This window comes from Kribbella sp. VKM Ac-2569 (assembly GCF_004216905.1).
GTDB lineage: Bacteria > Actinomycetota > Actinomycetes > Propionibacteriales > Kribbellaceae > Kribbella.
In genome coordinates this window covers 747,254-771,718 of sequence record NZ_SGXJ01000001.1, presented here as the reverse complement: position 1 = coordinate 771,718, position 24,465 = coordinate 747,254, and the positions used below count along the sequence as shown (strand labels likewise).

Below are 24,465 nucleotides of genomic sequence, written 5' to 3'. Positions count from 1 at the left end.
AGAGCCCGATGACCGCCATTGTCGACGCGCCGCCCGACCAGCTCACCCCGGTGCGGTTTCACCAAGTAGGGAAGGCGTTCGGCAGCGGCCGGAAGGCGGTCGTCGCGCTGGACGGTGTCGACCTCGAGGTCGGTGCCGGCGAGTTCGTCTGCCTGCTCGGCGCCTCCGGGTGCGGCAAGACCACACTGCTCAACCTGGTCGCCGGTCTGGACCGGCCGACGAGCGGCCGGATCGAGCTGAACTCGTCGCGCCCGGCCGTCGTCTTCCAGGAGGCCGCGCTGATGCCGTGGCTGACCGCGGCCGGGAACGTCGAGCTGCCGCTGCGGATGGCCGGCGTACCGAAGGCGCAACGGCGGGCCAAGGCCGCGGAGCTGCTGGAGTTGGTGCGGCTCGCCGGTCTCGGCGACAAACGGCCGCACGAGCTGTCCGGTGGCATGCGGCAGCGGGTCGCTCTCGCTCGGGCTCTGGCGTCAACCACTGATAGTGCCGACGCGGGCAAGCCGTCGTTGCTGCTGATGGACGAGCCGTTCTCGGCGCTGGATGCGATCACCCGCGACGTTCTCCAGGGTGAGCTGCTGCGGATCTGGCGTGCGACCGGTACGGCGATCCTGTTCGTCACGCACGACGTCCGCGAAGCGGTGCGGCTCGGGCAACGCGTCGTACTGCTGTCGTCGCGTCCCGGGCGCGTCGTGCAGGAATGGGATGTGGATGATGCTCCTGATGCAGTTGACGAGATCAACACCGCGCTGCGCAAGGTGATCAGCAGTCATGCCGCTTGATGTCCAGGAAGGATCCGTCGAGGCCGGCCTGGACGCCCTCGACACGCCCGTCAACGCGCCCGAGGGATCGCGGGTACGGCGGATCGCCGCGCGAGTACTGCCGCCGGTCGGAGCGATCGTCGTCCTGGTGGCGATCTGGCAGGCGTTGTGGGCCGCAGCGTTCTGGCCCGAGTTCAAACTGCCCTCGCCGGCGGCCGTCTGGGGTCAGATCTGGCAGTTGGTGACGAGCGGCGACATCCTCGAGCTGTTCTGGGTATCCGTGCACCGGGCCGTCATCGGGTTCGCGATCTCGCTGCTGATCGCCGTACCGCTGGGGCTGGCGATCGCGAACATCCGCGTCGTACGGCGGGGGATCGGGCCGCTCGTCTCGGGGCTGCAGAGCCTGCCCTCGGTGGCGTGGGTGCCGGCGGCGATCCTGTGGTTCGGGCTGAACGACCGCGCGATCTACTGGGTGGTGCTGCTCGGCGCGGTGCCGTCGATCGCGAACGGGCTGGTGTCCGGTCTCGACCAGGTGCCGCCGATCCTGCCGCGGGTCGGCAAGGCGCTCGGGGCGGGCCGCTTCGGCGGGATCCGGTACATCCTGCTGCCGGCCGCGCTGCCCGGGTTCCTCGGCGGTCTCAAGCAGGGCTGGGCGTTCTCGTGGCGGTCGCTGATGGCGGCTGAGCTGATCGCGACCTCGCCGGAGCTCGGCGAGGGCCTCGGGCAGTTCCTGCACAACGGCATGTCGCTGTCGGACATCTCGATGGTGTTCGCCGGGATCGTGCTGATCTTCGTGGTCGGCGTCGGCATCGAACTGCTGGTGTTCCGGCCGCTGGAGAACTCGGTGCTCCGCGCCCGGGGACTCACCTCGTCCGCTCACTGACCAACCTGTGCCCGAACTAGCCGTACTGTTGGAACGTGGTCCGATTTCTGCCGTTCCTGATCAGCCTGGTGCTCACTGTCTACGCGCTGTTCTCGTGCATCCAGACACCCGACGAAGACGTGCCGCATCTGCCGAAGCTGCTGTGGATCGTCCTGATCGTGTTCGTCCCGTTCGCGGGGCCGATCGTCTGGCTGCTGATGTCGCGGGCGCACGCCAATCGTCAGGAGAGCGTCGTACGGCGGGAACCGTCGAAGCCGCCTGCGCGGCCGACGGCGCCGGATGACGATCCGGACTTCCTCAAGTCACTGGACCGCTACCGGGACCCGCGCACGACCGTGAAGCCGCCCGAGCCCGAGGACCCGGCGGACGAGCCGAAGCAACCGAAGGAACCGAAGGAACCGAAGGGATCCGAGGACTCCCCGTCCGAGACCGACGACGGTAAGGCCTGAGTTTTCACACAGGCCTTACGACGCGGTTCGCCGGCTGCGAGCAGCTAGGCGGACTTCCGGTGCTCGGGCAGGAGGGTGTTGTCGCGCTCGGACTCCGTGGTGCCGCCCCAGACGCCGTACGGCTCGCCGACGGCGAGGGCGTGCTGGCGGCATTCGGGCTGGACCGGGCAGGTGCCGCACAGCGACTTGGCCACCATCTCGCGGGCGCGTTTGCGAACGCCACGCTCCGATTCGGGTGAGAAGAAGAGTTCCGGGTTGACGTCCCGGCATGCGGCTTGCGACTGCCAGTCCCACAGATCCATGAGCGGGCGGGGCAGACGAGGCATCCCTCTCGACATGGCAACCTCCTATGACTCACCGTAAGCGCGGACGGGCGCTCGGTGAAAACTATGCTCATCTCAGAGCGAGTTCAACCCTTGTTGTCTCGAAGTTCGGGCCATTCGTTATCGCCGCGTGCCGTCGCGGCCGGTGATCGGCGGATTTCAGGCGGCAGGTGTGTTCACGTCATCACCTGATGTGACATGAGTCACTTTAACGGTGCAAGTTCGTCTGCACGTGCAGATGCCTCAGGCACCGATCTCCGGGTCGAATCGGTAGTACTCGTGGGCTCCATGGGGTGTGTTCCGTTCGCCGGTCAGGGCCCGGATCACTGTCGCGTGCGTGATCGCCAGGACCGGTCCGTCGGTGCTGGCGGTGTGCCGGGCGAGGGCGGCGCGGGCGCGTTCGCGGACCCGGGACAGCGGCTCCCAGGGTCGCTGGATGCCGTCCGGCCATTCGCCGTCGTACGTCTCGAACTCGGCCTGCGCCGCGCGGACGTCGGCGGCGCTGCGCCACCGACCGGTGTGGTCCGGCAACCAGTCGCGCAGGTCGTAGTCGACCTTGACGCCGAGTGCGAGCCGATGGCCGACGATCGCGGCGCTGTGCAGAGCCCGGGTGAACGGGGAGCTGACCAGGTACGTCGCGCGGATGCCGCCGAGCAGGTCCGCGAGCTCCTCGGCCTGTTTCGTCCCGAGGGCGGTGAGTGGCGCGGAGTCGGCCGCCATTCCTGGCCAGCCGCGGGAGTCGATCGGCTCGTAGTCCGGCTCACCGTGCCGGACGAGGTAGATCTGCGTCACGGGCATGGGCGTGGCCGGGAGTGGATCTGCGTCACGGGCATGTTCTACCTGAGATGTCTGGCCCCCGCCCATCCACGGGTGTGGCCGGGCGGCGGCGAGTCGGTCAAGGACGTCGGCGGCCGCACCTGGTGCGGCTCGTCGAACAGGTTGTCGAGGCCGGCCCGTGGAGCCGCCGGCGAGGTCTGCGCGTCGATCCAGCGGATCTCGGTCGCGCCCTGGTGGCCGTGCACGGCCAGGATCGCGTCGACGTTCGGCCAGACGGCCGTCGCCGGGTTGTCGCCGCGCCAGCGCAGGGCCACCGAGCCGTCGGTGAACTCACACCCTTCCGCCACCACGCCGGTCCCGGACACGCCACTGGGATCTCGGTACCGAACCAACTCGAAGGTTCGCGGCCTCACCACCTGCTGCACTCCCCGATGTCTCGATCCGGTCTTGCAGCGATCAACGAAGCCACCCATCAGGTGGTTACTCGCGAGCAACCGGCCGACGCATGAAAATGCGCTCCGCGGGGTCGAGTCCGAATGCCGTCTCGACGGCCAGGATCTCCGTCAGCCCGGGCGTGAGTTCCGCGGCCGGCAGCTCCGTGAACCCGAGCCGCGCGTAGTACGGCGCGTTCCACGGCACGCTCCGGAACGTGCTCAGCGTCAGCACCGGAAACCCTTGCTCGGCGGCCCACGTACCGATGTACTCGATCAGCTGCCGGCCGATCCCGTGTCCCTGATGATCCGGGTGCACGCTGACCTGCTCGATGTGTACGCCGCCGTCGACGAGCTTCACGAAGACGAAGCCGGTCGGCTTGTCCGCGTCGTCGACCGACACCCACAGCTGCCCGGCCTCCCAGGACTGCTCGAAGATCTCCAAGGCGGGCGGCGGATGCTCCGCGACGTCCGTCATACCGATGTTGCGAAAGAGCACGCCGGCAGCAACCTCGAGCTCCTGGAGTGCGGGGAGCTCGTCTCGCTGGGCGGTACGGATGTTCATGGGTGATATTGTCGTGCACGTGAAGCGCAGCTATTGGCGATTTTTTGAGTGGCCGGCCCTGGTGCCGGGCGACTCAGCCGATTGCTGACGCCCACCCGCAGACACCAGAGCCGGCACGAAGGCAAGGACAACCGTCCTTGCCTTTTCTCGTTCCCAGCCGGCTGACTGCGTCGCACGCATGCGGACCGGCGGAAAGGTCCCCACAATGAACACCCTCCCGAAACCGAGCGAACAGCAGTCCCGAGTCGTCGACCGACGTATCGAGAAGACAGTCCCGCTGGTCACCCCGCTCGCCCTGCACGACGAGTTCCCGCTCAGCGACGACGTCGCCCGAACCGTGGCGGACGGCCGCCAGGCGGTGGCCGACGTACTGAACGGCGTCGACGACCGTCTGCTGGTCGTCGTCGGCCCGTGCTCGGTCCACGACGCCGACGCGGCCCTCGAGTACGCCGAACGACTCCGCCCGGTCGCCGAGCGGCTGTCCGACGGGCTCCTCGTCGTGATGCGGGTGTACTTCGAGAAGCCGCGCTCGACCCTCGGCTGGAAGGGCCTGATCAACGACCCGGGCCTCGACGGCTCCGGTGACGTGAACCGCGGTCTGCGGATCGCCCGTCAGCTGCTCGTGCAGGTCAGCGAGCTCGGGCTTCCGGTCGGCTGCGAGTTCCTCGACCCGATCACCCCGCAGTACATCGCGGACACCGTCGGCTGGGGTGCGATCGGTGCCCGGACCGTGGAGAGCCAGGTCCACCGGCAGCTGTCGTCGGGCCTGTCGATGCCGATCGGGATGAAGAACCGTCCGGACGGATCGATCGCCACGGCCGTCGACGCGATCAAGGCGGCCGCCGTACCGCATGTCTTCACCGGCATCGATCACGATGGTGCGCCCGCGATCCTGCACACCCGCGGCAACCCGGACTGCCATCTGGTACTTCGTGGCTCGGACAGCGGCCCGAACTACGACGCCGAGTCCGTTGCTGGCGCGCAGGAGCTGCTGCGCAAGGCCGGCCTGGCCGAGCGGGTCGTCATCGACGCCAGCCATGGCAACAGCCGCAAGGACCACCGCCGGCAGCCGGTCGTGGCCGAGGAGATCGGCGCGCAGGTCGCGGCCGGCAACCAGGCGATCGTCGGCGTGATGCTGGAGTCGTTCCTGCAGGAGGGTCGCCAGGACCTCGACCCGACCCGGGAGCTGGTCTACGGCCAGTCGATCACCGACGCCTGCATGAGCTGGGAAACGACCGAGGCAGTCCTAGAGAAGCTCCGCGACGCGGTGGTGGCCCGGCGCGGATAGCTGTTCACCTCGAGGTCTCGCTTCGGCTACGGGCGGACCCTAAGGTCCGGACCATGACTGAGATCTCCCGGCGTCTGGTGCTCGGTTCGGTGGCGGGTGGGGCAGCGGTCTCGCTGCTTCCACCGTCACTGCACACCGCGATGGCGCAACCTGTGAGGCGTGGTGGTCTGCGCGCGATCGAGCACGTGATCGTGCTGATGCAGGAGAACCGCTCGTTCGACCACTACTACGGCGCGCTGCGCGGAATCCGCGGGTACGGCGACCGGCAGCCGCTGCGGCTGCGCAACGGCAAGAGCATCTTCCACCAGCCGAAGACGGGCGGTGGCGAGGTGCTGCCGTTCTCGCTCCGGAAGGCCGCCGCCGACGCGGGCCGCAACCCGGACGACATCCAGTACCTCGGCGCGCTGGCCCACGGGTACGGCGACGCCACGCAGGCTTGGGCGGGCGGCTGGAACGACGACTGGGTGCAGGCCAAGACGGCCGCCACGATGACCTACTACGACCGCCGCGACATCCCGCTGCAGTACGAGCTCGCCGAGACGTTCACGATCTGCGACGCGTACCACTGCTCGGTCAACGGTTCGACCAACCCGAACCGCAACTACCTGTGGTCCGGCACGGTCGGCTACGAGCCCGGTACGACGCAGCGCGCGGTGACGAACGCGGCGTACTCGTATGACCACGAGGGCTACGACTGGACGGCGTACCCGGAACGGCTGGAGCAGGCCGATGTCTCCTGGCAGATCTACCAGGAGTGGGACAACTTCACCGACAACGCGGTCGAGTACTTCAAGACCTTCAAGGAGATCGGGCACCGGATCCTCGAGAACGTACCGGGCGGCTACCGGACGACCGAGGAGTTCTACGACAAGTTGTTCGCGAAGACCGAGGCCGAGCGGACTGTCGCGTTGCAGCAGCTCGACGCGGCGGTGGGGAAGCTCTCGGCTGACGAGCAGGAGCTGTTCCGCAAGGCGATGTACCGGTCCGAGCCTGAGTCGCTGGTGCCACGGCTGCGCGCCGACATCAAGGCCGGCACGTTGCCGAAGGTGAGCTGGCTGGTCCCCTCCGCGGTCGATTCCGAGCACCCCGGTTCGTCCACGCCGGTCGGCAGCGCGAACCTGATCTACGACGTGCTCGACGCGATCGCTTCCGACCCGGAGACCTGGTCGAAGACCGTGCTGCTGATCAACTTCGACGAGAACGACGGGTACTTCGACCACGTCCCGCCGCCGGTCGCGCCGCGGCCGCCGTCCGGCGAGGGCGACGACTGGTACGCCGGGAAGCCGATCGGGCTCGGCCCGCGCGTCCCGATGACCGTGGTGTCACCGTGGACGGTCGGCGGTCACGTGAACTCGCAGGTCTTCGACCACACCTCGGTACTGCGGTTCCTCGAACTCTGGACCGGCGTCCGCGAACCGAACATCAGCTCCTGGCGGCGGACGGTCTGCGGTGACCTGACGTCGACGTTCGACTTCGACCGCAGCTACCGGCAGCCGTCTGTCGACAAGCCCGGCCCGGTCCCGGCGCCCATCAACCGCTGGCACCCGGCACCGCCCACCGACCAGGCTGTCCCCGCGCAGGAACCCGGCCGGCGCCCCGCCCGCGCACTCCCTTACGGGCCGGCGGTTTCGGGATCAGTGGCCGACGGCAAGCTGATGCTTGCCCTCAGCAACTACGGCGCACAGTCGGCGCACTTCACCGTCTATCCGTACGGGGGCGAACTCCCGGCGCCGGCGCACTTCGACGTCCACCACACGCACGCGGACAAGACTCCGGGGGATACCCCGACGGCGGTCGCGATTCCCGTCGACGGTCCGTTCGAACTCGCGGTCCAGGGCCCGAACCGGTTCTGGGCGGAGGTCGCCGGTTCGTCCTCCGGCCCTGCGGCGGGCCTCGACGTACGCATCGAGAACCGCGCCGGCGCTCTCCAGTTGCACCTGGTCAACGCCTCGAGGAAACCGCTGACCGTGAAGCTGAAGGCTCGCGGTTACGGCAGCAAGACCACGACGATCGAGCTCCGCGGCAAGCAGTCCCGCCCGATCTTCTGGCCGACCGACAGCGGCTGGTACGACGTCGAGGCCACGACCCCCGACGACCCGACATACCGCCGTCGCCTCTCCGGCCACTTGGAAACGGGCAAGCCGAGCATCACCGGCTGAAGCGCTATGTCATCGTTGTAATGGTGAGCGCACACACCGACGTACCGAGGGATTTTCCGTACCCGGCGACGAACTACCAGGAGGACAACCGGGGTCAGTTCCACTTCAGTACCCGCGGCGGCTGGATGAACGACGTGAACGCGCCGCTGTACTACCGCGGCGTGTATCACCTCTACTACCAGCACAATCCGTTCAGCCTGGTCTGGGACACCATGCACTGGGGCCACGCGACCAGCACCGACCTCGTGCACTGGACGCAACAACCGATCGCTCTCGACCCGCACGTCCATCCTGGCGACCTGTGGTCGGGCGGCGGCGTGGTCGACACCGAGAACGCGAGCGGTCTGAAGAACGGCGACGACGACCCGATCGTCGTCTACTCCGGCACGAACGGCGTCACGGTCTTCTACAGCCTGGACGGCGGCAACACGTTCACGACGTACGCCGACGGGAAGAAGGTCGTGACGCCCGGCGGCACGAGCCGCGACCCGAAGGTGTTCTGGGATCCGGTGTCGAAGCACTGGGGCATGGTTGTGTGGTCGGACGAGGGCGGCAACGGCGTCAACTTCTACACGTCCACCAACCTGCTCGACTGGACGTTCGCGTCGCGGTACCGAGCGGACTGGTTGTTCGAGTGCCCGAACATGATCCGGATGCCGATCGACGGCGGATACCGCTGGCTCCTGCACGGCGGGAGCGGTGAGTATCAGATCGGCGAGTGGGACGGTACGGCGTTTCACACCGACTGGACCGGACCGCAGAAGATCAATCAGACCGACACGTACGCCGGCAGCGGATACTACGCGGCACTCAACTTCTCGAACCTGCCGAACGACCGGGTCGTGTCGATGGCCTGGCAGGGCGAGAACAAGGGATCGATCTGGACCGGCAACGCAACCTTCCCGGTGGATTTCACCCTGCACCACACCGACGACGGCCTCCGCGTCTTCAGCACCCCGGTCCCAGAGCTCGCAACTCTGCGCGAAAGCACGCGGACCTGGGAGAGCCTGACAGTTGAAGACGACGTACAGCAGCTTCCAGCTGGGACTACCTACGAGCTCGAGGCGACCGTCGACGTCCGAGAGGCGAGGAAGTTCAGTCTGAGAGTCGGTCGCGAGGTGGTGTACGACGCTGAGCAGGAGACCCTGGACGGCGCCAAGCTGCGGACGGTCGACGGGAAGATCAAGCTGCAGCTACTCGTCGACCGCGATCAGCTAGATGTGTTCGGTAATGACGGCGCGGTCTATCAGAGCTACAACATTCGTTCAGCTGAGCCAGAGCTCGTCGCCGAGGGTCGGATACACCTCGACACGCTCACCATCCATCGGCTCAGGTCTATCTGGCGATAGCCGCGGTGCGTGCCTTGGTGACGGTGATCAGGTCCGCGGGGGACAGGCCGATGTCGAGGCCGCGCCGGCCGCCCGACACGTAGACGGTCGGGTGGTCGGTGGCGGTGCTGTCGACGACCGTGGGCAGGGCGCGCTTCTGGCCGATCGGGCTGATGCCGCCGACGACGTACCCGGTGGTGCGCTCGGCGGCGGCCGGGTCGGCCATCACCGCCTTCTTCCCGCCGGCCGCGGCCGCGATCGCCTTCAGGTCGAGCTGCTTGCCGACCGGTACGACGCCGACCGTGAGCTTCCCGTCGACCTCGACGAGCAGCGTCTTGAACACCTGCTCCGGCGCCAGCCCGAGCGCCTCGGCGGCCTCCAGCCCGAACGACTTCGCCGCCGGGTCGTGCTCGTACGCATGCGTCGTGAACTCGACCTTCGCCTTCGTCAGCACAACGGTCGCGGGTGTTCCCTGACTCTGCTTCTTCGCCACGGGGAGAGCTTAGTGAGAACTGTTGGTGATCCGGACGCAGCAGTGGCCCGGGGTGGGGGCGAGTTCGGCTTCGAGTGGGGAGTCGAGGCTGGTGAGGAGGCCGGCGACGAGGTGCAGGTTCATGCTGCAGACCAGTTGCGGGTGGTCCTTCGCGAGTCGCCGGAACGGGCAGTTGGCCAAAGCGATCCCGTCCTCCTCAGGCCGCGGCTCGAACCCATGCGCCTCGAGCACCTCGACCAACGGGTCTCCCTCACCGCGGTCCCGAGCGGCTCGGCCTAGGGCCTCGCCGTACTCGTGGGCTCGGCGGTTGACTGCCTCGCGGGGGGTGAGGTCGGTGGTTTCGGCGTCCTGGATGGCAGTGGCGAGGAGGTGGCCGGCGACGGCGTACTGGCGTTCGGGAAGGGTGATCTCGATCTCGCGGTCGGAGCGGTGGTACAGCTTCGCGGGCCGTCCCGCGCCCGGGCCGGTGCGGCCGGTGCGGCGCTCGTAGCAGGTGTCGAGCAGACCCTCTTCGGTGAGCTTGTCGAGGTGGAACGCGACCGTGGTCCGCGGCAGCCCGAGTGCACTAGCCGCGTCGTCCCGACTCACGGGGCCGGGCTGCCCGACGACGTACTCGTAGAGCCGGCGACGGGTCGGCTCCTCGAGTACGGCGACCGCCTGTACGGCGGCGTCCCAGGACATGTCCACGGAATGATTCTATCGACAACTTCGGTTGGTCAAACAGTATGATGTCAGTTCGTTGATACCTCAGGGAGTGTGCAGATGGCGATCTCGGCCGACCTCGAGTCCGTGCCCCTCCATATCGTCGCGCGCCGGGCGGAGATCGATATGCCCGCCGCGGAGCGGGCGGTCGCGGACCTGCTGACCGCGCTCGGGCGGGACCCGCAGAGCGCGCACCTGGCGGACACCCCGCGCCGGGTCGCGAACGCGTACGCGGAGATGCTGACGCCGCGGGAGTTCGAGCTGACCACCTTCCCGAACGACGAGGGGTACGACGAGCTCGTCCTGGCCAAGGACATCCCGGTGCAGTCGCTGTGCGAGCACCACCTGCTGCCGTTCCAGGGCGTCGCCCATGTCGGGTATCTGCCCGGCGACCGCATCCTCGGGCTCTCGAAGCTGGCCCGGGTGGTGGAGCTGTTCGCGCGCGACTTCCAGGTGCAGGAGCGGCTGACGAAGCAGGTCGCCGACTGGCTCCAGGATCACCTCGACCCGAAGGGGGTCGGCGTGGTGATCGAGGCCGAGCATCAGTGCATGTCGTTGCGCGGCGTCCGTGCGGCAGGCTCGCGGACGGTCACGTCCTCGCTGCACGGGATCCTGCGTGGCAACCCCAGTTCGCGGCAGGAGTTCTTCGCGCTGACCGGCCTCACCCCGTAAGGGCAGCCAGACGAAGTTTTCAGTTAGGCCGACGCGGCGGCCGACGGGTGGTGGTGGGTGCGGCGACCGGTGGCCAGGATGTGCGTGAGCTCGCCGGGCAGGAGGTCGGTGCCCGGTACTGGTTCCATCTCGGAGACGTCCAGCCAGCGCACGACGGTGGCGCCGCAGTGGCCGTGAACGGCGAGGATGGAGTCCAGGTCCGGCCAGACGGCCGTCGACGGGTTCGCGCCGTGCCAGCGCAGGGCGACCGAGCCGTCGGTGAAGACACAACCTTCGGCGACGACGCCGGTTCCGGAAACCCCACTGATGTCGGTGTAACGAACGAGTTCGAACGTCTGGGGCTTCACCGGCGACACCCCGTGTGGCGTGTAAGAGCTGCCATGATCCTTTCCCCGTAGCGGCGTAGTTGGGCTCTCGCCACAAACCGGGGACATGTACCGACTGTCAGCGGGGAAGGACGGTCTGTAGCGACTCATCTTCTCAAAACAAGCTAGAACCAAACCCCCCGAACACGCCAGACCTGAATCCGCGTGTCTCAATCCTCGACCCGTGATCGAATACCACGGTGTTCCTGACGATTGGTACCGATCTGGCCGGAGTAGACGCGCCCGCGAGTGATTTCGGGTTCCTGTTGCACAAGAACCCGGCCCGTCCGCAGGCGATCGACGTCACCGGAGGATCGGCCCACGTCTTCTACCCGGAGGCGACCGCCGAGCGTTGTACGGCGGCGGTGCTGCTCGAGATCGACCCGATCGGCCTGGTGAAGGCCGGCCGCGGCAAGGCGGCCGAAGGCTTCACGCTCGGCCAGTACGTCAACGACCGCCCGTACGCCGCCTCCAGCCTGCTCGCCGTCGCGCTCGGAAAGCTCTTCCGTACGGCGATGAACGGCCGCTGCGACGCCCACCCGGACCTCGCCGTGCGCCCGATCCCGCTCGAGGTCCACGTCCCGGCGCTCCCGTGCAACGGCGGCGCCGACCTCACGGAGCGGTTCTTCGCGCCGCTCGGCTGGACCGTCGACGCCCGCCCCGTGCCGCTCGACCCGGAGATCCCGGCCTGGGGTGACTCGCGGTACGTCGACCTGCGGCTGACCGGCGTACTGCGGCTGGCCGATGCACTCAAGCACTTGTATGTGATGCTCCCGGTCCTCGATGACGCCAAGCACTACTGGGTCGGATCGGACGAGGTGGACAAACTCGTCCGCGCCGGCGAGGGCTGGCTGGCCGCGCATCCCGAGAAGGACCTGATCTCGCACCGCTACCTCGCGCACCGGCGCTACCTGGCCGACGCCGTCCTCGAACGGCTGGCCGAGGCGGACGGGCTCGAGCTCGCGGAGGAGACGTCGGACGAGGGCTCGGTGTCGCTGGCCGTCGAACGGCGTACGACGGTGGCCGACGTACTGCGGGAGCTCGGTGCACGGCGGATCGCGGACATCGGATGTGGTGAGGGCGCGCTGGTCGGCGAACTGCTGAAGGACCCGATGATCGGCGAGCTGATCGCGACCGACGTGTCGGCGCGGGCGCTGATCAGGGCCAAGCGGCGGCTGCACTACGACGACCTGCCGGATCGCCAGCGGGACCGGCTGAAGTTCCTGCAGTCGTCGGTCACATACGCCGACGAGCGGCTCGCCGGGCTCGACGCCGTCGTGCTGATGGAGGTCGTCGAGCACGTCGACCCGCCACGGCTGCCGGCTCTGGCGGACTCGGTCTTCCGTGCGGCACGCCCTGCCGCGGTCGTCGTCACCACCCCGAGCAGCGAGTACAACGTGCGCTTCCCGTCCCTCCCGGCCGGCAAATTCCGCCACCCGGACCACCGCTTCGAGTGGACCCGCGCGGAGTTCCGGACCTGGTCCCAGCAGATCGCAGACCGCTTCGGCTACACCGTGCAGTTCCGGCCCGTCGGCGCCGACGACCCTGAGGTGGGACCGCCGACGCAGCTCGCGCTGTTCCGCCGGGAGGAGGCTCGATGAAGATCGACGTACCAGCTCTCTCCCTGATCGTGCTGGTCGGTGCCAGCGGCTCCGGCAAGTCGACGTTCGCGCGTCAGCACTTCCTGGCCACCGAGGTGATCTCGAGCGACTTCTGCCGCGGGCTCGTCTCGGACGACGAGAACGACCAAGCCGCGACGAAGGACGCCTTCGAGGTTCTCAACTTCATCGCCGGGAAGCGGCTGGCCGCCGGGCGGTTGACGGTGATCGACGCCACCAACGTGCAGCCGGAGGCCCGCAAGGAGCTCGTGAATCTGGCCCGCGAGTACGACGTACTCCCGGTCGCGATCGTGCTCGACCCGCCGGAGCGTGTGTGCGTCGAGCGGAACGAGCAGCGATCGGACCGGCAGTTCGGGTCGAAGGTGATCACGCGGCAGCGCTCGCAGTTGAAGCGCGGCCTGCGCAGCCTGAAGCGTGAAGGCTTCCGGACGGTTCACGTGCTGGAAAGCGTCGAGGAGATCGATGCCGTCAGCATCGAACGGACGCGGCTGTACAACGATCTGACCGACCGTCACGGCCCGTTCGACATCATCGGCGACGTGCACGGGTGCCGTCCCGAACTCGAGCGGCTGCTCACCGACCTCGGCTACACGCTGACACGCGACGACGCCGGACGGCCGGTCGACGCCGTACACCAGGACCGGCGGGCGATCTTCGTCGGTGACCTCGTCGACCGCGGTCCCGACTCTCCCGGCGTACTCCGGCTCGTGATGGGAATGGTTGCGGCCGGCAACGCTTACTGCGTCCCTGGCAACCACGAGGACAAGCTGCTGCGTGCGCTGCGGGGCAAGAACGTGAAGATCAGCCACGGCCTCGAGACGACGCTCGAGCAGTTGGCCGCTGAGCCTTCGGAGTTCCGCGATGAGGTCGCGGCATTCATCGACGGGCTGATCTCGCACTACGTGTTCGACGACGGCAAGCTGGTCGTGTCGCACGCCGGCCTCGTCGAACGGATGCACGGTCGTACGTCGGGCCGCGTCCGCTCGTTCTGCCTGTACGGCGAGACGACGGGGGAGACCGACGAATTCGGGCTGCCGGTGCGCTACCCGTGGGCGAACGACTACCGGGGTCGCGCGATGGTCGTCTACGGCCACACTCCGACGCCCGAGCCGGAGTGGATCAACAACACGATCTGCCTCGATACGGGCTGCGTCTTCGGCGGATCGCTGACCGCGCTGCGCTACCCGGAGCGGGAACTCGTGGCGGTGGAGGCGGCCGAGGAGTACTACGCGCCGGCGAAACCGTTGCATGTGGCAACGGCGCCGCCGCGCGAGCCCGACGTACTCGAGCTGACCGACGTGACCGGTCGCCGGGTGATCGAGACCGCTGCCCACGGGCGGCTGAGCATCCGGGCCGAGCAGGCCGGCTCGGCGCTGGAGGTGATGAGCCGGTTCGCGATCGATCCGCGCTTCCTGCTGTACCTGCCGCCGACGATGAGCCCGGTCGCGACCTCGCCGGAGCCGGGGCTGCTGGAGCACCCGCGGCAGGCGTTCGAGACGTTCCGGGGCCAGGGTGTCACCGAGCTGGTGTGCGAGGAGAAGCACATGGGTTCGCGGGCGGTCGTGCTGCTGACGCGGGACGACGACGTGGCCGAGAAGCGGTTCGGTCTGGCCGGCCGCGGCGCGATCCACACTCGCACCGGACGGTCGTTCTTCGACGCGGAACTCACCGACGAGCTGCTGCTCCGCCTGCGTGCGGTCGCCTCCGATGCTGGTGTCTTCGATGAACTCGACACGTCCTGGCTGCTGCTCGACGCCGAACTGTTGCCGTGGAGCGCGAAGGCCGAGGACCTGCTCCGGAACCAGTACGCCGCCGTCGGAGCGGCCGCTCGTACGTCGTTGCCCGCAGCAACCGCTGCGCTACGGTCTGCCCAGGCGGCCGGCCTGGACGTCGGCGATCTGCTGGCGTCGGCCGAGCGGCGTACGGCGAATGCGGAGCGGTTCACCGCGGCGTACCGACGGTACTGCTGGCCGACCGACGGGCTCGACGGGGTGCGGGTCGCGCCGTTCCAGGTGCTTGCGTCCGAAGGGACGACGTATCAGGAACGACCGCATGCTTGGCACCTCGGTATCTCGGACCGGATGGTTGCCGCGGGCCCGGACTTGGTCACGCAGACACGGCGGCTGTTCGTGGATGCGGACAACTGGGACGCCGGGGTCGCGTGGTGGGAGGAGCTGACCGGGGCCGGGGGAGAGGGCATGGTGGTGAAGCCTGCCGCGAACCTGACTCGCACGGCGAAGGGTCTCGCCCAGCCGGGGTTGAAGGTGCGCGGGCAGGAGTACCTGCGGCTCATCTACGGCCCCGACTACACCGAGCCCGAGAACTTCACCCGCCTCCGCGACCGCAACCTCGGCCACAAACGCTCGTTGGCCCTCCGCGAGTACGCCCTCGGCCTGGAGTCCCTCGACCGCGCAGCCCGCGGCGAACCGCTGTGGCGCATCCACGAATGCGTCTTCGCCGTACTGGCCCTCGAATCCGAACCGATCGACCCGCGCCTCTGACTCACCGCCGCCGGCGAACGACGAGGACGGTGATCACGCCGACCACGAGCATGATCGCGGGCAGCCCCATGGGCGCGACGAGCGGGTCGTTCGCGATCAGGACCGCGTTGCCGAGGGCGGTTGGGGCGAGGCCGACCACGACGGGGAGCACGGCGCGCCGGTCGCCCCGATGCACGGCGTACAGGACCAGCGGCGTGAGCAGCCAGGCGGCCAGCAAGAGCAAGAAGGTGAGTTCTGCGGCGTCGAAGCTGAGCCCTGCGCCGTTGTCCATCAGCCAGCCGAAGCTGCCGACGGAGAGCGCCACGATGGCGACCGCTGTAGGTGACCATCGCAGACCGGTGCGTAGGTCGAGGGTCCCGCGCGCCGCGGCCAGGACGAGATAACAGGCGATCACGACGAGCTCGGCGCCCGCGGCCGCGACGACGACCACCCACGGTTCGACCGTACGTCTGACCACGTCGACCGACGGCGGGCAGGCGTGGTCCTGGCAAGGGATCTCCTCAGGCGGGACGACCAAGTAGGCGACCCAGAGCAGGGGAATGCTGAGGAAGCTCACGGCGGCCGTGACGCGGAAGAGATTGCCGGCGGCGGGCCTGGTCGGCGGACGGCGGAGATCGAGGCGCTGGGCGGTCACCGGAACACGATCTCGCTGCGGAGGGCCATCGCATGCTGACCGGTCGGATCGTTTCCGGTGTGTAAACGTCTGTGGTTGGGGGTTGGCAAGGTGTGACATTGCACTTAAGGTCTGTGCAATGTCACACGGTACAGAGCTGAGCGTGGAGCTGACCGGTGGACTGCTGCACGACTGGCAGCAGCGGAACCGGCAGGCGACGATCCCGCACGCGATCACGGAGCTGCGCAAGGCCGGGAACCTGGAGAACCTCCGGCGGCTGGCCGACCCGTCGGTCGGGCCGTACCGCGGGCGGTACCCGTTCCTGGACACCGATCTCTACAAGACGCTGGAGGGCCTCGCCTACGAGGTCGATCGCGACGACGCGCCGGCCGGTGCGCGGGAGTTCTACGACGAGGTCGTCGAACTGCTCGAGCAGGCGCAGGCCGACGACGGCTACCTGAACTCGTACTTCCAGGACCCGGACCAGCCCAAGCAGCCCTGGTCCGACCTCGGCTGGGGTCACGAGCTGTACAACCTCGGCCACCTCATCCAGGCGGCCGTCGCAGCGCGGCGCCGATTGTCCGATGGAAGATTGTTGACAATCGCCCGGCGGTTCGCGGATCTCGTCGTCGAGAAGTACGGCGACCACGGCGAGGAGGTTGTCGACGGGCATCCCGAGGTCGAGATGGCGCTCGTCGAGCTTTATCGTGAAACCGGCGACGAGGACTACCTCACGCAGGCCCGGCTGTTCGTCGACCGGCGTGGTCGGGGGAAGCTCAAGCACACGATCTTCCCGGGGGAGTACTTCCAGGACCACGTGCCGTTCCGCGAGTTGCCGTCCGTCACCGGTCACGCCGTACGGATGGCGTACCTCGCGGCGGGTGCGGCTGACGTACACCTGGAGACCGGCGACCCGACGCTGCTGGCAGCGCTGGAGCGGCTGTGGGACGACATGGTCGCGACCAAGCTGTACCTCACCGGTGGGCTCGGCAGCCGGCACTCCGACGAGGCGATCGGCGACCGGTACGAGCTGCCGTCCGAGCGGGCGTACGCCGAGACATGCGCGGCGATCGCGACGATGCAGTGGGCCTGGCGGATGTTCCGCGCCACCGGCAAGGCGTCGTACCTCGACGTGTACGAGACCGTGCTCTACAACGCTTACGCCGTAGGGCTTTCGGCCGACGGTACGGCGTTCTTCTACGACAACCCGCTGCAGCGCCGCCCGGACCACGAGCAGCGCTCCGGCGCCGAGGACGGCGGCGAACTTCTCCGCCGGTCCTGGTTCGGCTGCCCGTGCTGCCCGCCGAACATCATCCGCTGGATGTCCGAACTCCAGGACCACGTCGCGCTCCACCGCGACGACACGTTGTACGTCGGCATCTACGCGGACGCCCGCGTCACCACCGAGGATCTCACCGTCACCGTCACCACCAACTACCCGTGGGACGGCGAGATCACGCTGACCGTCGAGGACGCACCGGCGGAGGAGCGAGCGATCGCCCTCCGCATCCCGCGATGGGCTTCGGATGCGCAGCTCGACGGACAGTCCGTAGACGCCGGCTGGGCCGTGACAACCCGAAACTTCAAGCGTGGCGACGTACTGCGGCTGACGTTGCCGATGGCACCGAGAGCGCACGGATCGCACCCGTACCTCGATGCGACCCGAGGCGCGATCGCCGTCGCCCGCGGACCGCTGGTCTATTGCGTCGAGCAACAAGATTCCGCGGCACCGGTCGACGACCTGCTGCTCACGCCGACCGCCGTGACCAAGGCGATCGCGCGCCGCCAGGACGACCATCTCGTGCTGGAACTGACCGCCGGTATCGCGCCGGCGCCGCCTCCCGAGCTCTATCCCGTGCTCACCGAACAGACCCCAGGATCCGCCATCGACGAGGTACCGGTGACGTTCGTGCCGTACTTCCTCTGGGGAAACCGTCAGGCCCTGGCCATGCGTGTATGGCTGCGAACGGAAAGAGAAGACTGATGAAGAGAACTTCCATGCTGGTGGGGCTCGTGGCATCGGCGGCGCTCGCGCTGACCGCGTGCGGCGGCAACAGTTCCGGCGCTAAAGGTGAATCCGCCGGCCCCGGCGCCAAGGCCGCGCAGGGCGGCACGCTTCAGGTGCTCGCGAACGCAGCGTTCTCGCACCTCGACCCGGCCCGCGGTTTCGACGGTGGCGTCAACAACTTCTACCGGCTGATCTACCGCACGCTCACCACCCAGGGCGCCGCGCCGGGGGCCGACGGCACCAAGATCGTGCCGGACCTCGCGACCGACACGGGCAAGCCTTCCGACGGCGGCAAGACCTGGACGTTCACGCTGAAGGACGGCCTGTTCTTCGAGACCGGTGCGCCGATCACGAGTGCCGACGTGAAGTGGGGTGTCTCGCGTGCCTGGGATCCGGAGATCGGCATCGGCTCGCCGTACGCGAAGCAGTTGATCGCCGCGCCCGCGTCGTACCAAGGGCCCTACAAGTCGGGTGACCTGCCGACGATCGTGACGCCGGACGCCAAGACGATCGTGTTCCACCTGAAGAAGCCGTACGCCGACTTCGGCAGCGTAGTCGCGCAGAACACCTTCACGCCGGTGCCGAAGGGACAGGGCGCGGGCAACTCGCTGGACAGCAAGCCGATCGCGTCCGGGCCGTACAAGGTCTCCGAGAACAAGCCGGGCGCGTCGCTCAAGGTGGTCCGCAACGACAAGTGGGACAAGAAGACCGACGACGTGCGGACGGCCAACCCGGACGCGTTCCAGTGGACCTTCGGCCTCGACCCGGCGACGATCGACGAGCGGATGATCGCCGGCCAGGGCACCGACGCCGACGCGATCGCCGGCACCATCCAGGCCGCTTCGGTCGCGCGCATCCAGACGCCGCAGCTCAAGGAGCGCACGATGAGCGGTCTCGGCGGCTGTACGACGTACATGGGGCTGAACTCCACGAAGAAGCCGCTCGACAACGTGAAGGTGCGGCAGGCGATCAACCTCGCGGTCAACAAGCAGACCGTCCGCGACGCGGTCGGCGGATCGACCCTCGCGGAGATCGCCACCAGCATCCAGCCGCCGACCATTGCCGGCCGGGTGGACTACGACCCGTACCCGAGCCCGGACCACAAGGGTGACGTCGACGGCGCCCGCAAGCTGCTCACCGAGGCCGGCTTCGCCAATGGCTTCACCATGACGCTCGACACTCGCGCGCAACCGAAGATGCAGGCGATGGCGGTCGCGATCCAGCAGGCGCTCGAGCCGCTGAAGATCACCGTGAAGATCAACACCATCGACACCGCGACGTACTACGAGGTCATCGGTACGACGTCGCAGCAGCACGACGCGGCGATCACCGGCTGGTGCCCGGACTGGCCGTCCGGCGCGACCTTCCTGCCGCCGCTGTTCGACGGCCGCAACATCACCCCGAAGGGCAACAGCAACCTGGCGCAGCTGAACGACCCGGGCGTGAACGCGAAGATCGACGAGATCGCCAAGCTGACCGATGTGAAGGCTGCGAATGCGGCGTACGGCGAACTGGACAAGCAGATCATGGCGCTGGCGCCGGTCGTCCCGCTGCTGTACGAGAAGGTCCTGATGCTTGTCGGTAGCAACATTGGTGGCGCCTACCTGCACGACGGGTTCTCGGGCGGCATCGACCTGGTGTCGGTCGGACTCAAGGACAGCAGCAAGTGACAACAAGTCCGACCCTTGCCGAAGTCGAGGAGGTGGTGCCGTCGTCGGCACCGCCCACCTCGGGCCGGCGGATCCTCACCGCGGTCACCAGGGACAAGGGCGCGCTCGCGTGCCTGGTGTTCCTGGCGATCGTGGTCCTGATGGCGGTCGCCGCGCCGCTGATCACCAAGCTCAGCGGCTGGGGGCCGTACCAGTTCGACTCGGCCGCGATCAACTCCGACCTCGGCGGCGTACCGCACGGTTCGCTCGGCGGGATCAGCGGCTCGCACTGGTTCGGCGTCGAGCCGCAGAACGGCCGCGACCTGTTCGCGCGGATCGTGTACGGCGCGCGCGTGTCGATCACGATCTCGCTCTCGGCGACCCTGCTGACCGGGATCCTCGGCGTCGTGCTCGGCATGCTCGCCGGGTTCTACCGCGGCTGGGTCGACCAGGTGATCTCCCGGCTGATGGACTTCCTGATGGCGTTCCCGGCGCTGATCTTCATGATCGCGATCCTGTCGTCGCTGCCGTCGGGTAACCGGCCGGTGCTGCTGGTCGTGGTGATCAGTGCGTTCGGCTGGCCGTACCTGGCGCGGGTGATCCGCGGCCAGACGATGACGCTGGCGAACCGCGAGTTCGTCGAGGCGGCGCGGGCGTCCGGGGCGAAGGACTCGCAGGTGGTGTTCCGGGAGATCCTGCCGAACCTGCGCGGCTCGATCGTCGTGATGACGACGCTCGCGATCCCCGGCTACATCGGCACCGAGGCGGGCCTGTCCTTCCTCGGCGTCGGTGTCTCGCCGCCGACCGCTTCCTGGGGCCAGATGATTTCGAGCTCGGTGAGCTGGTACTCGGTGGACCCGATGTTCTTCGCGATCCCCGGCCTGTTCCTGTTCCTCACCGTGCTCTCCCTGACCGTCCTCGGCGACAAGATCCGAACCCTCATCGACCAAGGAGAAGCCGCATGATGCGCTATGTCCTCGGCCGCCTTGGGGGCGTCGTCCTGATCCTGCTGGCCGTTTGCCTGTTCACGTACCTGATCTTCTTCAAGCTCTCACCGGATCCCGCGGTGATGATCTGCGGCAAGACATGTACGCCGGAGCGCATCGACTCGATCCGTGACGTGCTCGGGCTCAACCAGCCGCTCCTCACGCAGTTCTGGGACTTCCTGAGTGGGATCTTCGCGGGCCGCGACTACGGCTCGGTGCACTGCTCGGCGCCGTGTCTCGGGTACAGCTTCCAGACCAACGAGTCGGTGTGGAGCATGATCACCGCGCGGCTGCCAGTGAGCATCACGGTCGCTGTGGGTGCCGCCGTACTGTGGCTGCTCGTCGGCGTGATCGGTGGTCTGGTCAGCGCGGTCAAGCAGGGCACGTGGTGGGACCGGTCTGCGATGGGCCTTGCGCTCGGCGGTGTGAGCGTGCCGAACTACGTGCTCGCGTTGGTGCTGCAGTACGTGCTCGTCGTAAAGCTGCAACTGCTGCCGTTCCCGTCGGCGGTGCCGTTCGCGGACGACCCGCTGCTGTGGCTCGAGTCGTACCTGATGCCGTGGGTCGTGCTCGCCGTCGGCTACGCGTGTCTGTACGCACGGCTGACCCGGAGCAATGTCATCGACACGCTGGCCGAGAACTACTACCGGACCGCGCGGGCCAAGGGACTGAGCGGCGCGCTGATCATGCGCCGGCACGCGTTGCGGCCCGCGCTGACGCCGATCACCACGATCTTCGGGATGGATTTCGCCGGCCTGCTCGGCGGCGCGCTGATCACCGAGACCGTGTTCGGACTGAACGGGATCGGCAAGATGGCCGCCGACTCGATCGCCAAGAACGACCAGCCGGTGATCATGGCGGTCACCCTGCTCGCCGCCTTCTTTGTTGTCATCGGCAACGTCGTGGTGGACCTGCTGTACACGGCCCTCGATCCGCGGGTACGGGTGGTGTCGTCATGAGTGACGAATTGTTCGTTGTCGACAATCTGACTGTCACATTGCCGACGAGCCGCGGACCGGTCGACGTGGTGAAGAACGTGTCGTTCACGGTCGGCCGGGACGAGACGGTCGGGATCGTCGGCGAGTCCGGGTCGGGCAAGTCGATGACCGCCCTCGCCGTACTCGGGCTGCTGCCACGTGGCGCCCGTACGTCGGGCAGCGTCCGGCTGGACGGTGCCGAGTTGCTAGGGCGCTCGGATCGCGACCTGAAATCCGTGCGTGGCAACGCGATCTCGATGGTGTTCCAGGACCCGTTGTCGTCGCTGAATCCCTATTACACCGTCGGTTTGCAGATCGAGGAGATGTACCGGACGCATCGCGGTGGAACGCGACGGGCCGCCCGGCGGGTCGCGATCGAGGCGCTGGAGCGAGTGCACATCCCGGATGCGGCGCGCCGGGTCGACCACTACCCACACCAGTTCTCCGGCGGTATGCGGCAGCGCGTGATGATCGCGATGGCGTTGTGCTGTTCGCCGTCGTTGCTGATCGCGGACGAGCCGACGACCGCGCTGGACGTGACCGTGCAAGCGCAGATCCTGGAGCTGCTCAGCGAGCTGCAGTCCACGACCGGGACCGGGATGATGTTCATCACCCACGATCTCGCGGTGATCAGCTCGATCGCCCAGCGGGTGCTGGTGATGCAGTCGGGTGATCCGGTCGAGTACGGGACCGCGGAGCAGGTGTTCTCGGATCCGCGGCACGAGTACACGCGGATGCTGCTGGACGCCGTACCGCGGATCGATGACGAGGTGGCACTGTGACTTTGCTTGAGGTGCGCGGGGTGACGAAGGAGTTCGTCACCAGGGGCGAAGGGACGATGGCTCGCAAGTCGGTGTTCACGGCGGTCGACGACGTGAGCTTCGAGGTGGAGCTCGGTGAGACGCTCGCGATCGTGGGGGAGTCGGGCAGTGGCAAGTCCACGACCGCGCGGATCGCGGCCCGGTTGCTCGAGCCGACCGCCGGGGCGGTCGTGTTCGACGGGCAGGACGTGACGAGGGCCAGGGGCAAGGAACTGGCGTCGTTCAGGAATAACGTGCAGGTGGTGTTCCAGGATCCGTTTTCGTCGCTGAACCCGCGGTACACGGTGGAGGGGATCGTCACTGCGCCGCTGACGTACCAGGGGATCACGCCGAAGGGCGGGCGGCGGGCGTTCACGCAGGAGCTCATGGAGCGGGTCGGGCTGAACCCGGACCATTGCCGGCGGTACCCGGCGCAGTTCTCCGGCGGCCAGGCGCAGCGGATCGGGATCGCCCGGGCGCTCGCGGTGAACCCGAAGCTGGTGATCTGCGACGAGGCGGTGTCGGCGCTCGACGTGTCGATCCAGGCGCAGGTGCTGGAGCTGCTGATGCGGCTGCAGCGGGAGAGCGGGTTCAGCTACGTCTTCATCGCGCACGACCTGGCCGTCGTACGGCAGATCTCACAGCGGGTCGCGGTAATGAACCGAGGCAGAATCGTCGAGGTGGGGACACGGGACCAGGTGTTCGGGGATCCTCAGGACGAGTACACGAAGACGCTGCTGGCCGCCGTACCGCGGATCAACCCGGAATGGGACGCCAGACGCAGGGGGAAGAAGGCTTCATGACGAGCTACACGATTCCGGGGATGCATGTTCGTGAGCACGAGGTTTCGGTGCCGCTGGACTGGTCCGACCCGGGCGAGTCGATCACCGTGTTCGCGCGGGAGCTGATCGATCCGACGCGGAAGGACGAGGACCTGCCGTGCCTGCTGTTCCTGCAGGGCGGACCCGGTGGGAAGGGCCCGCGACCGACCGGGGTGTCGGGGTGGATCGAGCACGCGCTGAAGAACTACCGGGTCGTGTTGATGGACCAGCGCGGCACGGGCCGGAGTACGCCGGTCAGCGGGCGGCGGATGGCGTCGATGTCGGCCGAGGAAGGCGCCGACTACCTGGCGTGTTTCCGGGCGGGCTCGATCATCTCGGACGCCGAGCAGCTGCGGAACAAGGTCTTCGGCGGCCGCCGCTGGTCGACACTCGGCCAGAGCTACGGCGGTTTCCTCACGCTCACCTACTTGTCCAAGGCGCCGGATGCCTTGACCGCGTGCTACGTGACCGGTGGGCTCGCGTCGATCGACCCGTCGGCGGCCGAGGTGTACCGGCGGACCTATCCGCGGGTGGCGGCCAAGAACCGGGAGTTCTACCGGCGGTACCCGCACAACGAGGAGCGGATCGGCCGGATCGCGGACCGGCTGGCAGAGTCCGAAGTACTGCTGCCGGACGGCGATCGGCTGACGGTACGGCGGTTGCAGTCGCTCGGGATCGACTTCGGGATGAAGCCCGGGTACGAGCGCATCCACTGGCTGATCGACGAGGCCTTCGACGGCGACGAACTGTCCGACGGCTTCCTCGGCCAGGTGCTGGGAGCGTCGTCGTACGTCGGCGGACCGCTGTTCGCCGCGCTGCAGGAGAGCATCTACGGATCCGGTGACGGGGCGACCGGGTGGGCGGCCGAGGCGGAGCGGGCGCGGCATCCCGAGTTCGCCGAGGACGCGCGGCCGCTGCTGTTCACCGGCGAGATGATGTACCCCTGGATGTTCGAGGAGATCCGCGGGCTGCGGCCGTTCCAGGGCGCGGTCGAGGTGCTGGCGCAGCGGCCGCGGTGGCCGGAGCTGTACGACCTCGAGCGGCTGGCCGCGAACGACGTACCGGTGGCGGCTGCGGTGTATTTCGACGACATGTACGTCGACTCCGGGTTGCAGCTGGACACCGCGCACCGGGTCGGCAACGTGCAGGCGTGGGTGACGAACGAGTACGAGCACGACGGGCTGAGCACGCAGCGGGTCTTCGAGCGGCTCACCGAGCTGGTCGCCTCCATCGGGGGTGGCATCCCTCATCGCTGATGACCGGTGCTTCACAATAGGCGGCGACCCCAGGAGGTGAAC

At 68.0% G+C, this 24,465-nt stretch carries 24 protein-coding genes; 16 read left to right on the top strand and 8 right to left on the bottom strand.

What is annotated here, in order from left to right; all coding sequences use genetic code 11:
• Nucleotides 1–8: 8 nt before the first annotated feature.
• The 3 genes from EV649_RS03520 to EV649_RS03510 are packed head-to-tail and all read left to right on the top strand — an operon-like array spanning nt 9 to nt 2,090.
• Nucleotides 9–779: an ABC transporter ATP-binding protein gene (locus EV649_RS03520; RefSeq protein WP_130380429.1), complete on the top strand. Its 771-nt coding sequence runs from the start codon at nt 9–11 to the stop codon at nt 777–779.
• Nucleotides 769–1,641, top strand: coding sequence for an ABC transporter permease (locus EV649_RS03515; RefSeq protein WP_130380427.1), 873 nt, complete (start codon nt 769–771; stop codon nt 1,639–1,641). Before EV649_RS03520 ends, EV649_RS03515 begins: the two co-directional genes overlap by 11 nt.
• A 35-nt stretch (nt 1,642–1,676) precedes the next feature.
• Entirely contained in the window at nt 1,677–2,090 is a 414-nt protein-coding gene (locus EV649_RS03510; RefSeq protein ID WP_130380425.1) for a PLD nuclease N-terminal domain-containing protein, read from the top strand.
• 44 nt (nt 2,091–2,134) lie between these two features.
• Here the strand turns inward: EV649_RS03510 and EV649_RS03505 are convergent, their stop codons facing one another.
• The 4 genes from EV649_RS03505 to EV649_RS03490 all read right to left on the bottom strand — a co-directional run bounded on the left by EV649_RS03505 (nt 2,135) and on the right by EV649_RS03490 (nt 4,186).
• On the bottom strand, nt 2,135–2,428 hold the full coding sequence (locus EV649_RS03505) for a WhiB family transcriptional regulator (RefSeq protein WP_130380423.1): 294 nt from the start codon (nt 2,426–2,428) through the stop codon (nt 2,135–2,137).
• A 228-nt stretch (nt 2,429–2,656) separates the two neighbouring features.
• Nucleotides 2,657–3,205: a histidine phosphatase family protein gene (locus EV649_RS03500; RefSeq protein WP_130380421.1), complete on the bottom strand. Its 549-nt coding sequence runs from the start codon at nt 3,203–3,205 to the stop codon at nt 2,657–2,659.
• A gap of 44 nt (nt 3,206–3,249) precedes the next feature.
• Nucleotides 3,250–3,606 (bottom strand): hypothetical protein, encoded by a 357-nt coding sequence (locus tag EV649_RS03495; protein WP_347233114.1) that lies wholly within the window; start codon nt 3,604–3,606, stop codon nt 3,250–3,252.
• Nucleotides 3,607–3,670: 64 nt separating this feature from the next.
• Complete coding sequence (locus EV649_RS03490; RefSeq protein ID WP_130380419.1) at nt 3,671–4,186, bottom strand: GNAT family N-acetyltransferase; 516 nt, start codon at nt 4,184–4,186, stop codon at nt 3,671–3,673.
• A gap of 205 nt (nt 4,187–4,391) precedes the next feature.
• Between EV649_RS03490 and EV649_RS03485 the strand changes: the two genes are divergently transcribed.
• The 3 genes from EV649_RS03485 to EV649_RS03475 are packed head-to-tail and all read left to right on the top strand — an operon-like array spanning nt 4,392 to nt 8,982.
• Nucleotides 4,392–5,474: a 3-deoxy-7-phosphoheptulonate synthase gene (locus EV649_RS03485; RefSeq protein ID WP_130380417.1), complete on the top strand. Its 1,083-nt coding sequence runs from the start codon at nt 4,392–4,394 to the stop codon at nt 5,472–5,474.
• 53 nt (nt 5,475–5,527) lie between these two features.
• Complete coding sequence (locus EV649_RS03480; RefSeq protein WP_130380415.1) at nt 5,528–7,633, top strand: phospholipase C, phosphocholine-specific; 2,106 nt, start codon at nt 5,528–5,530, stop codon at nt 7,631–7,633.
• Between the two features lie 23 nt (nt 7,634–7,656).
• The gene (locus EV649_RS03475; RefSeq protein WP_198682284.1) at nt 7,657–8,982 is read left to right on the top strand and encodes a glycoside hydrolase family 32 protein; all 1,326 of its coding nucleotides are present in this window, start codon (nt 7,657–7,659) and stop codon (nt 8,980–8,982) included.
• On the opposite strand, the gene ybaK is transcribed toward EV649_RS03475, so the two are convergent.
• Both ybaK and EV649_RS03465 read right to left on the bottom strand, forming a co-directional pair.
• Complete coding sequence (ybaK, locus tag EV649_RS03470) at nt 8,969–9,454, bottom strand: Cys-tRNA(Pro) deacylase (RefSeq protein ID WP_130380411.1); 486 nt, start codon at nt 9,452–9,454, stop codon at nt 8,969–8,971. The genes EV649_RS03475 and ybaK overlap by 14 nt on opposite strands.
• A 9-nt stretch (nt 9,455–9,463) precedes the next feature.
• Nucleotides 9,464–10,135, bottom strand: coding sequence for a helix-turn-helix domain-containing protein (locus EV649_RS03465; protein ID WP_130383503.1), 672 nt, complete (start codon nt 10,133–10,135; stop codon nt 9,464–9,466).
• An 81-nt stretch (nt 10,136–10,216) separates the two neighbouring features.
• Between EV649_RS03465 and folE the strand changes: the two genes are divergently transcribed.
• Entirely contained in the window at nt 10,217–10,828 is a 612-nt protein-coding gene (gene folE, locus EV649_RS03460) for a GTP cyclohydrolase I FolE (protein WP_130380409.1), read from the top strand.
• 23 nt (nt 10,829–10,851) lie between these two features.
• On the opposite strand, the gene EV649_RS03455 is transcribed toward folE, so the two are convergent.
• Complete coding sequence (locus EV649_RS03455; RefSeq protein ID WP_130380407.1) at nt 10,852–11,175, bottom strand: hypothetical protein; 324 nt, start codon at nt 11,173–11,175, stop codon at nt 10,852–10,854.
• A gap of 218 nt (nt 11,176–11,393) precedes the next feature.
• Here EV649_RS03455 and EV649_RS03450 point away from each other — a divergent pair, with 218 nt between their 5' ends.
• The gene (locus EV649_RS03450; protein ID WP_130380405.1) at nt 11,394–12,794 is read left to right on the top strand and encodes a 3' terminal RNA ribose 2'-O-methyltransferase Hen1; all 1,401 of its coding nucleotides are present in this window, start codon (nt 11,394–11,396) and stop codon (nt 12,792–12,794) included.
• Nucleotides 12,791–15,313 (top strand): polynucleotide kinase-phosphatase, encoded by a 2,523-nt coding sequence (locus EV649_RS03445; RefSeq protein WP_130380403.1) that lies wholly within the window; start codon nt 12,791–12,793, stop codon nt 15,311–15,313. Before EV649_RS03450 ends, EV649_RS03445 begins: the two co-directional genes overlap by 4 nt.
• 1 nt (nt 15,314) lies before the next feature.
• Here EV649_RS03445 and EV649_RS03440 read toward each other — a convergent pair whose 3' ends face one another.
• Nucleotides 15,315–15,947, bottom strand: a complete 633-nt coding sequence (locus EV649_RS03440) for a hypothetical protein (RefSeq protein ID WP_130380401.1) — start codon at nt 15,945–15,947, stop codon at nt 15,315–15,317.
• Between the two features lie 118 nt (nt 15,948–16,065).
• Here EV649_RS03440 and EV649_RS03435 point away from each other — a divergent pair, with 118 nt between their 5' ends.
• The 7 genes from EV649_RS03435 to EV649_RS03405 are packed head-to-tail and all read left to right on the top strand — an operon-like array spanning nt 16,066 to nt 24,423.
• A complete protein-coding gene (locus EV649_RS03435; RefSeq protein WP_130380399.1) occupies nt 16,066–17,910 on the top strand; it encodes a beta-L-arabinofuranosidase domain-containing protein in 1,845 nt (614 codons plus the stop codon).
• Nucleotides 17,910–19,604: an ABC transporter substrate-binding protein gene (locus EV649_RS03430; RefSeq protein ID WP_241997687.1), complete on the top strand. Its 1,695-nt coding sequence runs from the start codon at nt 17,910–17,912 to the stop codon at nt 19,602–19,604. Before EV649_RS03435 ends, EV649_RS03430 begins: the two co-directional genes overlap by 1 nt.
• Nucleotides 19,601–20,548: an ABC transporter permease gene (locus EV649_RS03425; RefSeq protein WP_130380397.1), complete on the top strand. Its 948-nt coding sequence runs from the start codon at nt 19,601–19,603 to the stop codon at nt 20,546–20,548. Before EV649_RS03430 ends, EV649_RS03425 begins: the two co-directional genes overlap by 4 nt.
• Nucleotides 20,545–21,528: an ABC transporter permease gene (locus EV649_RS03420; protein WP_130380395.1), complete on the top strand. Its 984-nt coding sequence runs from the start codon at nt 20,545–20,547 to the stop codon at nt 21,526–21,528. Before EV649_RS03425 ends, EV649_RS03420 begins: the two co-directional genes overlap by 4 nt.
• Nucleotides 21,525–22,328, top strand: coding sequence for an ABC transporter ATP-binding protein (locus EV649_RS03415; RefSeq protein WP_130380393.1), 804 nt, complete (start codon nt 21,525–21,527; stop codon nt 22,326–22,328). The genes EV649_RS03420 and EV649_RS03415 overlap by 4 nt, the downstream gene beginning before the upstream one ends.
• On the top strand, nt 22,325–23,149 hold the full coding sequence (locus EV649_RS03410) for an ATP-binding cassette domain-containing protein (protein ID WP_198682282.1): 825 nt from the start codon (nt 22,325–22,327) through the stop codon (nt 23,147–23,149). The genes EV649_RS03415 and EV649_RS03410 overlap by 4 nt, the downstream gene beginning before the upstream one ends.
• Nucleotides 23,146–24,423 (top strand): alpha/beta fold hydrolase, encoded by a 1,278-nt coding sequence (locus EV649_RS03405; protein WP_130380391.1) that lies wholly within the window; start codon nt 23,146–23,148, stop codon nt 24,421–24,423. The genes EV649_RS03410 and EV649_RS03405 overlap by 4 nt, the downstream gene beginning before the upstream one ends.
• The last annotated feature ends 42 nt before the right edge of the window (nt 24,424–24,465 follow it).

Excerpts from the sequence above, each read along its gene's own strand:
- EV649_RS03405 (WP_130380391.1), top strand. The coding sequence starts at position 23,146 with ATGACGAGCTACACGATTCCGGGGATGCATGTTCGTGAGCACGAGGTT.
- EV649_RS03415 (WP_130380393.1), top strand. The coding sequence starts at position 21,525 with ATGAGTGACGAATTGTTCGTTGTCGACAATCTGACTGTCACATTGCCG.
- EV649_RS03505 (WP_130380423.1), bottom strand. The coding sequence starts at position 2,428 with ATGTCGAGAGGGATGCCTCGTCTGCCCCGCCCGCTCATGGATCTGTGG.
- EV649_RS03420 (WP_130380395.1), top strand. The coding sequence starts at position 20,545 with ATGATGCGCTATGTCCTCGGCCGCCTTGGGGGCGTCGTCCTGATCCTG.
- EV649_RS03520 (WP_130380429.1), top strand. The coding sequence starts at position 9 with ATGACCGCCATTGTCGACGCGCCGCCCGACCAGCTCACCCCGGTGCGG.
- folE (WP_130380409.1), top strand. The coding sequence starts at position 10,217 with ATGGCGATCTCGGCCGACCTCGAGTCCGTGCCCCTCCATATCGTCGCG.
- EV649_RS03490 (WP_130380419.1), bottom strand. The coding sequence starts at position 4,186 with ATGAACATCCGTACCGCCCAGCGAGACGAGCTCCCCGCACTCCAGGAG.
- EV649_RS03430 (WP_241997687.1), top strand. The coding sequence starts at position 17,910 with ATGAAGAGAACTTCCATGCTGGTGGGGCTCGTGGCATCGGCGGCGCTC.
- EV649_RS03480 (WP_130380415.1), top strand. The coding sequence starts at position 5,528 with ATGACTGAGATCTCCCGGCGTCTGGTGCTCGGTTCGGTGGCGGGTGGG.
- EV649_RS03485 (WP_130380417.1), top strand. The coding sequence starts at position 4,392 with ATGAACACCCTCCCGAAACCGAGCGAACAGCAGTCCCGAGTCGTCGAC.
- EV649_RS03515 (WP_130380427.1), top strand. The coding sequence starts at position 769 with ATGCCGCTTGATGTCCAGGAAGGATCCGTCGAGGCCGGCCTGGACGCC.
- EV649_RS03445 (WP_130380403.1), top strand. The coding sequence starts at position 12,791 with ATGAAGATCGACGTACCAGCTCTCTCCCTGATCGTGCTGGTCGGTGCC.
- EV649_RS03435 (WP_130380399.1), top strand. The coding sequence starts at position 16,066 with ATGTCACACGGTACAGAGCTGAGCGTGGAGCTGACCGGTGGACTGCTG.
- EV649_RS03465 (WP_130383503.1), bottom strand. The coding sequence starts at position 10,135 with ATGTCCTGGGACGCCGCCGTACAGGCGGTCGCCGTACTCGAGGAGCCG.